At 46.5% G+C, this 9,152-nt stretch carries 13 protein-coding genes; 4 read left to right on the top strand and 9 right to left on the bottom strand.

Annotated elements, in window-relative coordinates:
- Both EZJ44_RS08495 and EZJ44_RS08490 read left to right on the top strand, forming a co-directional pair.
- On the top strand, positions 1 to 562 hold a 562-nt coding region (locus EZJ44_RS08495; protein ID WP_206661892.1), incomplete at its 5' end, for a type IV secretion system protein.
- A 91-nt stretch (positions 563 to 653) separates the two neighbouring features.
- On the top strand, positions 654 to 1,049 hold the full coding sequence (locus EZJ44_RS08490; protein WP_131282525.1) for a hypothetical protein: 396 nt from the start codon (positions 654 to 656) through the stop codon (positions 1,047 to 1,049).
- Here EZJ44_RS08490 and EZJ44_RS08485 read toward each other — a convergent pair.
- The 9 genes from EZJ44_RS08485 to EZJ44_RS08445 are packed head-to-tail and all read right to left on the bottom strand — an operon-like array spanning position 1,042 to position 8,298.
- Positions 1,042 to 1,716 carry an HNH endonuclease family protein gene (locus EZJ44_RS08485; RefSeq protein ID WP_131282522.1) on the bottom strand — a complete coding sequence of 225 codons (675 nt, stop codon included), beginning with the start codon at positions 1,714 to 1,716 and terminating at the stop codon, positions 1,042 to 1,044. The two genes, EZJ44_RS08490 and EZJ44_RS08485, sit on opposite strands and share 8 nt — an antisense overlap.
- Before the next feature lie 15 nt (positions 1,717 to 1,731).
- Positions 1,732 to 3,417 carry a VirD4-like conjugal transfer protein, CD1115 family gene (locus EZJ44_RS08480; RefSeq protein WP_131282519.1) on the bottom strand — a complete coding sequence of 562 codons (1,686 nt, stop codon included), beginning with the start codon at positions 3,415 to 3,417 and terminating at the stop codon, positions 1,732 to 1,734.
- A gap of 2 nt (positions 3,418 to 3,419) precedes the next feature.
- Complete coding sequence (locus EZJ44_RS08475; RefSeq protein ID WP_131282516.1) at positions 3,420 to 3,815, bottom strand: hypothetical protein; 396 nt, start codon at positions 3,813 to 3,815, stop codon at positions 3,420 to 3,422.
- Positions 3,808 to 4,119: a hypothetical protein gene (locus EZJ44_RS08470; RefSeq protein WP_131282513.1), complete on the bottom strand. Its 312-nt coding sequence runs from the start codon at positions 4,117 to 4,119 to the stop codon at positions 3,808 to 3,810. The genes EZJ44_RS08475 and EZJ44_RS08470 overlap by 8 nt, the downstream gene beginning before the upstream one ends.
- A complete protein-coding gene (locus tag EZJ44_RS08465) occupies positions 4,116 to 4,955 on the bottom strand; it encodes a MuF-C-terminal domain-containing protein (RefSeq protein ID WP_165496166.1) in 840 nt (279 codons plus the stop codon). Before EZJ44_RS08465 ends, EZJ44_RS08470 begins: the two co-directional genes overlap by 4 nt.
- A 59-nt stretch (positions 4,956 to 5,014) precedes the next feature.
- On the bottom strand, positions 5,015 to 5,311 hold the full coding sequence (locus tag EZJ44_RS09030; protein ID WP_131282507.1) for a glutaredoxin family protein: 297 nt from the start codon (positions 5,309 to 5,311) through the stop codon (positions 5,015 to 5,017).
- Complete coding sequence (locus EZJ44_RS08455) at positions 5,308 to 6,501, bottom strand: PcfB family protein (RefSeq protein ID WP_131282504.1); 1,194 nt, start codon at positions 6,499 to 6,501, stop codon at positions 5,308 to 5,310. The genes EZJ44_RS09030 and EZJ44_RS08455 overlap by 4 nt, the downstream gene beginning before the upstream one ends.
- Positions 6,498 to 7,937, bottom strand: coding sequence for a relaxase/mobilization nuclease domain-containing protein (locus EZJ44_RS08450; protein ID WP_131282501.1), 1,440 nt, complete (start codon positions 7,935 to 7,937; stop codon positions 6,498 to 6,500). Before EZJ44_RS08450 ends, EZJ44_RS08455 begins: the two co-directional genes overlap by 4 nt.
- Positions 7,885 to 8,298 (bottom strand): plasmid mobilization protein, encoded by a 414-nt coding sequence (locus EZJ44_RS08445; protein WP_165496165.1) that lies wholly within the window; start codon positions 8,296 to 8,298, stop codon positions 7,885 to 7,887. Before EZJ44_RS08445 ends, EZJ44_RS08450 begins: the two co-directional genes overlap by 53 nt.
- Before the next feature lie 251 nt (positions 8,299 to 8,549).
- Between EZJ44_RS08445 and EZJ44_RS08440 the strand changes: the two genes are divergently transcribed.
- Positions 8,550 to 8,927 carry a hypothetical protein gene (locus EZJ44_RS08440; protein ID WP_131282495.1) on the top strand — a complete coding sequence of 126 codons (378 nt, stop codon included), beginning with the start codon at positions 8,550 to 8,552 and terminating at the stop codon, positions 8,925 to 8,927.
- Positions 8,928 to 8,936: 9 nt separating this feature from the next.
- Positions 8,937 to 9,152: glutaredoxin-like protein NrdH (gene nrdH / locus EZJ44_RS08435; RefSeq protein ID WP_131282492.1), on the top strand; the 216-nt coding region annotated here is incomplete at its 3' end.

Here is a 9,152-nt window from a genome sequence, read left to right as displayed (position 1 = left end):
GATCCAACACATTGACCTGATACTCAGCGTCATGAACGCTATCGGTGAAGAAATCATTAAAGGAATCATCACCATTGCCCCGCAAACAGCCAACCCACAAGTACGCGAACTCCCACCAGACGTACAGTCCGCGATCCAAGACATGAACACTGCAGGAGCATTCCTGTGCGTCATCGTTCTTTTCGTGCCCTGGCTCATCAGCCTGGCAGGCAGCGTTCTCGTGAGCATTCTCGTCTTTGTGCGCTTTGCTGAACTGTATATCCTTACAGCCGCTTCCACACTACCGGTAGCATTCCTTGGCCATGAAGAAACAAAAAGTATTGCCGTCGGATACTTACGCAAATACGGATCGGTTGTTTTGCATGGCGTGGCCATCATCCTCTGTTTAGCCATCTACTCATTCTTCCAAATAGACTCCATGCAACCCCTGACGCTTGATGGCCAAAACATCACCGCAACGCTTATTAAATCCATCCCACAACTAGTCATCGCACCAATATTCTTCATCTTCCTCATACTCTCATCCGGACGAATAGCCAAAGCCTTGGTTGGTGAAGGATAATAGAGTTTACTTTTGTGATGGCAACGGTTTTTGGCAGGAACCATATTTTATAATCGATTCCATCAGCACATGGTGTTACGAAGGAGTCAAAATGCCACTGTTAATTATTGCTTGCCTCGGCTTTTTCGCCCTGCTGCTTAAAATAATTAGCCACCTTCTGTATGTGGAAAGTTTTATTATCGGCGTTGGCTGCGGATTATTATTAATCGATTACACCCACTGGCATCCAGTGTATGGAATCATCGTCGGCGTCATTGCTTTTGCCATTATGCTCAGCGTTCTGACCACAAAAATCGGTTTTTGGATTCTCGCACCAGCATTCTCACTTGGCTGGTCTGTAATCGCTTACCTCATGACTTTTGAAAACACCCACCAAGATAAGACGTGGGCGGTTTTCGCTGCAGTTATAACGTTCATCGTAAGCATGGGATTTCACTACGAAGATCATATTAATCGTCGTGAACGCAATGAAATGACTTCTATTTAGAACAACCCTGCAACACCGAGGTGATCGCCTGTTTTTCTGCAGGTGTTACCCACAAGCGATATTTAGCTTTCACTGCAACTTGCCGGGAAACATAATCGCACCGGAAGGATTTATTCGGTGGTAGCCATGTGGCAGCGTCGGCGTCACTTTTCTGTGTATTCGACGCCTTGTCCACGGCTAAGAGATTGAGAGGATCGTTGGCCAAAGCAGTACGCTCATCCAAGGAGAGTTGCTGTGCGCCTTTCTGCCACGCATCAGACAACGCGACAACGTGATCGATCGGGACGAGTTCTGATGTTTGATTTCCCCGCCGGAAGGTTATTGTTTCCCCGGTGTACGGGCTTACAAGCCGTCCAGACTGGACGACGCAGCCACCCTTGCGCACAGTGACGGCGGTAAGATCGCGTCTAAGAATGTCGTTACGGGTGTCGCAGCCGTTGTGATCGACGTCAGCCCATGCTTGGCCAAACTGTGCACGGCTGTATCCGGTTTTCGGTGCACGTCCTTTAACCGGCAGAGAATTAAGCGCTGTCAGAGCATCACTTTGGGTCGAAGACACGCTATCATGCTGGCGATCACCACTGGTTGATTGCGGGGTGTGCAAAAGAAACGTGGCTCCCCCTACGAGCACCAACGCGGTAAAGAGTGTTGTCAGGAGTTTTTTCATGGTCATAGTTTCCTGTTATTTGGTGATGTCGAGCTTATCTGTCATGTATGGATGCATTCCGCGCAGGAAGTATAAGCATTTTCCTGTTGGGAGTGTAGCGATTTCATCTGGCGTCAGTAGTTCACGTCCAAGTGTCTTGTCAGATTCGCTCCAAGATCCGTTTCTTCCTCGTGTTTGAGAATGATCGATCGAGTGGATGGTTTGTTTGCCCAGCATTTTTGAAATGTATTCGGTGGTCGATTTTTCATTGCCACCAAGAAACAAAAGGCTATCGCAGTTACCGATAATTGTTTCCCAATGGTCTTTATAGAGGGCTTTTCCTTGGGCAAGATTTTGTACGATGATCGAAACGTTGATAGCACGACTTCTCATGACAGCAATTTTCCGCTCAAAACTTGGCATTTTACCAATATTCGCGAACTCATCCATGATGCAATGGAGCTGGTGAGGTAGCCGCCCATTAGGAAGATGGTCAGCGATGTAGAGATTCTTTTCGAATAGCTGTTCGTAGAGGATGGATACGAGAAAAGAGAATGTTGAGTGTGTGTCGGGGATAATGAGGAACAGTGCTGTTTTTTCTACTCCAAGACGATCAATAGCGATTGAGTCGGTCGACAGCACCTTACGTAGAGAACTCATATGTAATGGTGCCATTCGTACCCCGAGCGAGATAATGACTGATTTCTGTGTCTCGCCTGCTCCTTGAATATAGGTGCGATATTGGGAATATGAAAATCGTAGTCCTTGAATTGCGCTGGTTGTTTCCTCACTCCAAAGGTGTTTGTCGGGGTCTTGGTCATAGGCAGCGATCCATTCGCTGACGGACTCAAAGAGAAGATCGACATACGATTGCATGTTTTCGTCTTTTTCTGATGCTTCCATACGAGCTAATAAATCGATAACGGTGATGAGCGTTGCAGGTTTTTCTTCGTATGAAGTGAAATAGACGTAAGAAATGAGGGCGTTGAGTAAAGCTCTCTCAGCTTTTTCCCAAAAGGAATCAGTTCCTGCTGGTTGCCGTCCTGACGTGTTTACGATGAAGTTGTCAGTGAGAATCATGCAGTCCACTTCTGGCTGGGTTGGATTGAAGTAGTTGAGTGGGTTGTAACAGTGGGAAGACGCAAAGTCTATGAGATTGAGTTGTCGGACTTGGTAGCCTTGCTTTTTTAAGAAATCTGCATGGTATCGGTGGAGTTCACCTTTGGGGTCGGTGACAACGAAAGAAGTATTTGCCTGTCTGAGGTTCGGGCCAACAAAACGTAGAGATTTGCCTGAGCCTGACCCTCCTACAGTGATGCTGTTGAGGTTGCATTGTGTTGCTCGTGAGTCAAGATTGAGTGCTACATCTTTGGCAAAAAGAATATTTTGATGTCTTTCCTTGTTGGCAAAACTGCTGATTTCTTTCGGTTTTGCCCAACGTGCGGAGCCATGTTCTTCGTTTGGCCTGAGCTGTTTGCGCATGGTGTGACGATATAGAAAAGTGAGAGCAACGATGATAGCAAGAGCGAGTCCTGCGACAAGATCTGTTGTGTGTAGGGATAAGTGTAAAGGTAGGTTGAAATCGTCGAGCACGTGATTAATGATGTCGAAAGGATCATGGCCAGCTATAACCATTGTGCGGATTTGAAAGGTGAGCTTATCACCTGCCCAAAACGTTATAACAAGGGTAATGAGGATTACGATGCGGTTGATATTCTTCATGTTTATACTCCTTGTTTGTTAATGGCCATAGCTTGAATCGATCGAGCGAGATCACGACGTGTTGGTGGCCGATCAGGAGGTAACAAAATTGCAGCGTCCACGCTGTCAATACTTGTATTTTCTGGCTGCGGTAGTGGCGTCGTTTTATTTGTTGATTCGGTTTTTGACAGAACAGTTTGCACAAAGTCTGCAATCTGTTCCGCATCGGCGAGTAGAGTAAAATCCGGTGTCGAAAAGAGTGTTCCATGTTTTCCGGAAGTGAGCCGTCGAAAGGCAGCTGCAGCGTCTTGAGGAGACGATAGGACTGATGAAACTCCATGCACGGATAGATACCTGTTCAATACTACGTAAGCAGCGTTATCGTCGGCGTGAATACTAGCAAGTACAGCGTTAGTCATGGTCATCCTTGCCAAGTTTTTGCCATTGCGGGAAATAGTCAAGAGCGATGTGGTGGACGTGGACGAGGTATTCTTGGTTATCGCTTATAAGTTCCCCGGAAATCAACAGCGGTGTCTCGGGAGTAAGAATAATTGAGGATTGAACATATTCCGCGAGATCTCCTGTAATATGAATCTTTGTGTTCATGAATTGATCAGCGACGGTGTGCTTCAGCATAAAGGTTAAGAGAGGCTGGCCATCGTCGATGCCAATTCCACTTGATGTATGTCCAGTTGGTGTTCCATATAAGAATATGTGGTTCATCGATTCTTCCTTTGCTCGCGCAGGAGGGATTTCTTATCTTGACCAACGCGATTTAAGCTTTTATCGTTTATTGCTTCAGCTAATTCTTGGCGGCTGGTGGGACGGTAGAAACTTTGACTTGCTTGGGAACTAAGCGCTATACTGGGGGCAGGGTTTGCGAACGTACCGAGCAATTGGAGCAAGGACAGCGACGCAAACCCTCTTATCTTTTCCTGATCCACATATAGCAGTTTTTGCTGGTCAATGGCTCGTTGTATATATTGTTCGATTCCGCTCTTGCCATAGATGGATAGGATGAAATTACTTAGTATTTCTTGCCCTTGATAAAAACCTTGTCCTGATTTTTTGAACGGTAAAATGATTGGGGCACGGTCTTGGTCGTATATATCAAGAACGCAAACGATCGCGCCTGAGCCATTGAGACTTTCCATCACAATTACGGGAGTCTCAAGTAGTTCTGGTATAGCTTTCACTTGTTCACCTGTTAGCCCATGCCAGTGGGAGTTTGCGTCGCTTTTAGGATGAAGCTCGTCTCGTAGATGCCTGTACGTGTGGAGCATCGGAAGGTCAGCGAAGCCCAACGATTGTAGTAGCGCAGGAGTATTGGGACGTACAAGCACACTATGGCTGATTGGCACCGAATCACCATTGATCACTTGATCAACTTGTTTGCCAAAAGTAAGATATTGTGCGCATTTTCTGGCATAGAAACTGTAGTTGAAAGCAGGATCATGAGGTATGAATCGTTTACCGTCGTAACTCACACATCCCGGATGCCTAGCCACCGATTTTTCATAGGTGTAAATTATTTGCAGGTCTCTTTGCTCTATCATCATTAAACTTTCTAGGGTGTTGTCCTGGCGACAGGTAAAATTGACGCCAGGACAACACTGGCTTATCGGTTAATGCTTACCTGGACAGTTTGTCCTGGGGTCGGTGTTATTACTGGCCGGAGTTGTGCGAGCTTAGTGGGCTGAAATCCACAAAATAGTGGCTCATAGCTTGTGGTGAATATGACTGGGGCGGTTTTCATTCCTGCCTTTATCGCTTTCGATGCTAATTCTTGGCCAAAAGAGCTTTGTAGATCTACTTCTCGGAACGAGATAGAGTTTTTCGCCAGCCATCTTTTTGTTGCAATGCATGGACCGCAACCAGGATTGGTTCCAACAATGACTTCTTCTTGCTGCTTCATCGTGATAGTCCTTTGTGCGCCACATGCTCATGGATTGGTTCACTCATATCAAGTTTTGTTTGAGCTGTAGTTTCGATTGCTTGCGCGAGTTCTTTGCGGGTTTGTGGCCGCGGAGTATCGACCATGTGCTGAACATTCTCGGGTTTCCAAAGTTCCTCCCACGTATCCTCGTCAAGGGTTTCTTCGGGAATAGATGGAAGCTCATCAGGATGTTCGACTTTCCAGATAGCTTTATACAGCAGTTCGTTATGGGCTGCAGCAATGTCTGGTTTGTCTGCCAGGCTATTGACGCGGATCCATTGCTCACGTGGCGTTAGCTCACTGGTGCCGTCAATGATGGCTTGCAGATCCTTTTCGGCATCCGCTAACATCTGCTGCTTCGCGCTCAGCTGTTCTTCACGACTCAACGGGCGCGGCTTTGAAAGTACTGAATTTAGCCGGTAAATCACAAGCCCACCGCTGTTAGTTTGTTCCGGATTCCACGGCTGTGCGCTTAGTTCATTTTTCACGAACGACGCTTTCCAACCTTGGCTATGTGCATCATTAACCAGTTCAACGGCACGCTCATAGTGTTTACCATTAAGCTGATCAGCCATACTTTGTGGAATCCAGTCGTTAATGTTTTGCATTTGTGGTTGAGGGGTAACTTCCTCAACACCTGTAATTTCTAATTGATCTCCATCGATCACAGGCATGTCAGGATTTGTCTCAGCGTCACCAAGGTTCTTCTCTTGTATATCTTGTGCAGGCTCTTCCTGTTTGTCTTGAGGGTCGAGTTCTATATTGTCGGTCAGCTTGAGCTTGATTTTCACTTGTTTCAAGGCGTGCTCGACAATAGAAACATCTGATCCTTTGAAATGAATATAGTGTGAACCATCTGGCGCTTTCTCAATGGCAAAGTCAACTCCTTTCCTGCGCAAATATTGTGCAACGTCGTCTTTGAGTTCCTGTGAAATCTCGACTGGATGAATATCTCCTCCCGCGTTCTTCTGTAACCGTCGCAACGTCATTTGTCCGCGATCTGGGGAACCAGGCAGCCCCGGCGTATGCTTTATGGTTAGCAACGCTAAGGTGATGGATTGAAGTAGAATTTTTTTGGTGACTTTTCCACTGATATGACTTGTGAATTGAATCGCTCCGCGCCCATAAGTCATGACTGCTTGATTAATAATGTCATCCGCGATAATCATCGCGACCCTCCTTTTTGTTCAGGATTTTCTTTCAGAGGTGGAGTGTTGGCCTTCTGAATCTGAGTAATAACCCGATTAAGGGTTCGCAGTGTGCGCTGCATGGTGTTGATTTGCCCGTTGATGTCCCGGGTTTTCTGTCGAAGATCAAGACGTTCTTGACGTTCAATAACAAGCCGTTGAATGTCGTTTTCCAATTGAGCCTTATGCTGTTTAAGCGTATTAATGAACTCAGCTTTGTTAGCACTTGCCGAATACTTGGCAAGAAGATTAGTTACATCCATGTCAAAGCGGATTTTCTCGACCTTGGCATCGATCGCTGCGTAATAACGTCGTTGAGCGTCCGTCTTACCACGCTGCATATCCAAAGAATGATGCGCTTGGATCGAAACATTTGGATTCAAGGTGGGACGCGAGAAATAGTTATACAAGCTTTCAGCATCGACTCTTTGAGCAACATTGCGTGCTAAATCGAATGTTTCAGTAGCAAAGTGGACAGGAAGGAAAAGACGCCAATTATTCGAATGCTGAATCACAAAATCTTTATCAACAGCAATGAAAAGCGGCGGATGCGAGCCAGGTAGCTGGATTCGCATATGTGTCTGAGACCAAGGGCGAATAAGCCTGTTAGCGACAATATACTCATTCATTTCAGTGCGTCCCAGACGCGCCATTAATGCGTGCTCAGTATAGGGTGCCCCAATTTTTCTACCACGCATGCCGCGTCCAATGATGTCAGGAGCGTAGAAGACAATATCGTTACCGTTAATTTCTACTGCGACATTGCGCTCTTGTAACTGAGTAACGAATCCTTCCCACGAGTAAGCCTCTCGCGTGGCCAAATCAATCAATTTGGCTAGCCGTGACTTCTTTGACCTCCCCTCTGCACGAGCATAAATCTCACCGATCTTTTCAGCTGTACGGCTAGGATTGTCAATGACCGATAAACCATATTTACGACACAACTCATCTGACATGTTGCAAAACTTTCGCCATGTATAGTCACATTTACGTGCCTTACTATGAGCAACCGTCCGGTAGCGCTTGAACGTCACACGGTTAACAGGATTAAACAGAATATGATTGTGAATGTGTTGCTGATCCGTATGAGTTGCAATCACAAAATCATGATTACCTCCGGTAATCTTGTTCGCGAACTCGATACCAATCTTGTGAGCGATCAGCGGGTCAGATATTTCTCCGGGCTTGAAAGACTGAATGACATGGTAGGCAAGAATTGTTCCAGGTTTGCCAACTGTTCTACGTGCCTCAGCTTCAGCATTAGTGAAATCAAACCCACGCTCAATGCTCTCTGCCCGAAACGGAACACCACAATTGGAGTACGTTAATAGCCCGTTATTGGTCTTATCAGGGTTAATGACATACTCAATTGTTTTCTTCAGACTCGAGTGCGCGGCTTTGTACTTCACGGCTGCCATTAAGAGACTCCAGTTCAAGATTGATCTTTTCTTGAACTTCTTCTAACAAAGCCAGCGCTTGGCTAACCATCTCGAACGTCGCAAAATTCTGCGTATTAGCCTGTTTTGCGATCTGGTTGATGTTATTACCCACCGCACTAAACTGACGCTGAATCTCATTGACACGTGCTCGACGATCATCAAAAACAACGCGCCCCGTTAGAAGAAGCTGGCGGGTAAACCTAGAAAAATTCGTCTCCCCAACACGTGATAATCGGCGTGCTACCTTGTCCCATTCCTCGACGGTGAAAAACAAGTGCTTTTGAATGGTACGCCTTGTCTTTAGCGAGTTTTCATCCCGGAGGCTAGGTGGTTTGTCCACCGCTCCTCCTAAAGGGTTTGGGTTTATACCCATAATCATAGCGCATTTTGGACAAACGTGTTTGTACAAAAATGCTCTGCTTGCGAGACCGTCGCAGACGGGCGAGTACCGCCCCTCGTGCCGTCGGTCTCGTAGGCATGGAATGGAAGATTCTGCACATTCATTGTGCAGAACAAGAGGATCAACTTTAGAAACGACGATTTCGTCGGTGCGATCATGCCTTGCAGATCGCACCGACGAAAGGTGTAGAATTGAAACGAAGTTCTTTCATCATGAATCCCAAAATCTCAAAGGAAATCATGATGACCCCAGAAATGCAGCGCACCGAAAGCCGTTCAGCAACCTACCTACGCAATGAACGCGAACGGCTTGCGAAAATTGCAAAAAGTCTCGCCCGGTTTGAAAAACTTCTTGACTCCCATGCGCACATTGAAAACGAACTCATTGAGGAATTTAGCGCGCTCGAAAACCTTGGAATGACACAGCAAGAACTCAAAAAAGAGTTCCCCATCCCATCACACCTGCGCACACGAATCCGTAAAGAGCGCGCAAACCAAATGCACAAACCGACTCATCAAAACGAGCACGACCACTCAGATTTCGACTATTCGTCATCACAAGATGCTTAAGGAAACCCAATGATCACCATCTACACAAAAGATAACTGTGAGCAGTGCGCAGCAACAAAACGTCAATTCGATCAAGCAGGTGTTGCATATCAAGAAATCAATCTAACCCGCAACCCACACGACATCGACCTACTCAAAGCACTAGGCCACCACACAGCCCCCGTCGTATTCTCCGGCACCAGCCACTGGTCAGGATTCCGCAAAGACCTCATCCGCGACGCAATC

It is taken from the genome of Arcanobacterium bovis (assembly GCF_004331995.1).
In the GTDB taxonomy this organism is placed as follows: domain Bacteria; phylum Actinomycetota; class Actinomycetes; order Actinomycetales; family Actinomycetaceae; genus Arcanobacterium_A; species Arcanobacterium_A bovis.
This window is presented reverse-complemented; position numbering and strand designations above follow the sequence as displayed.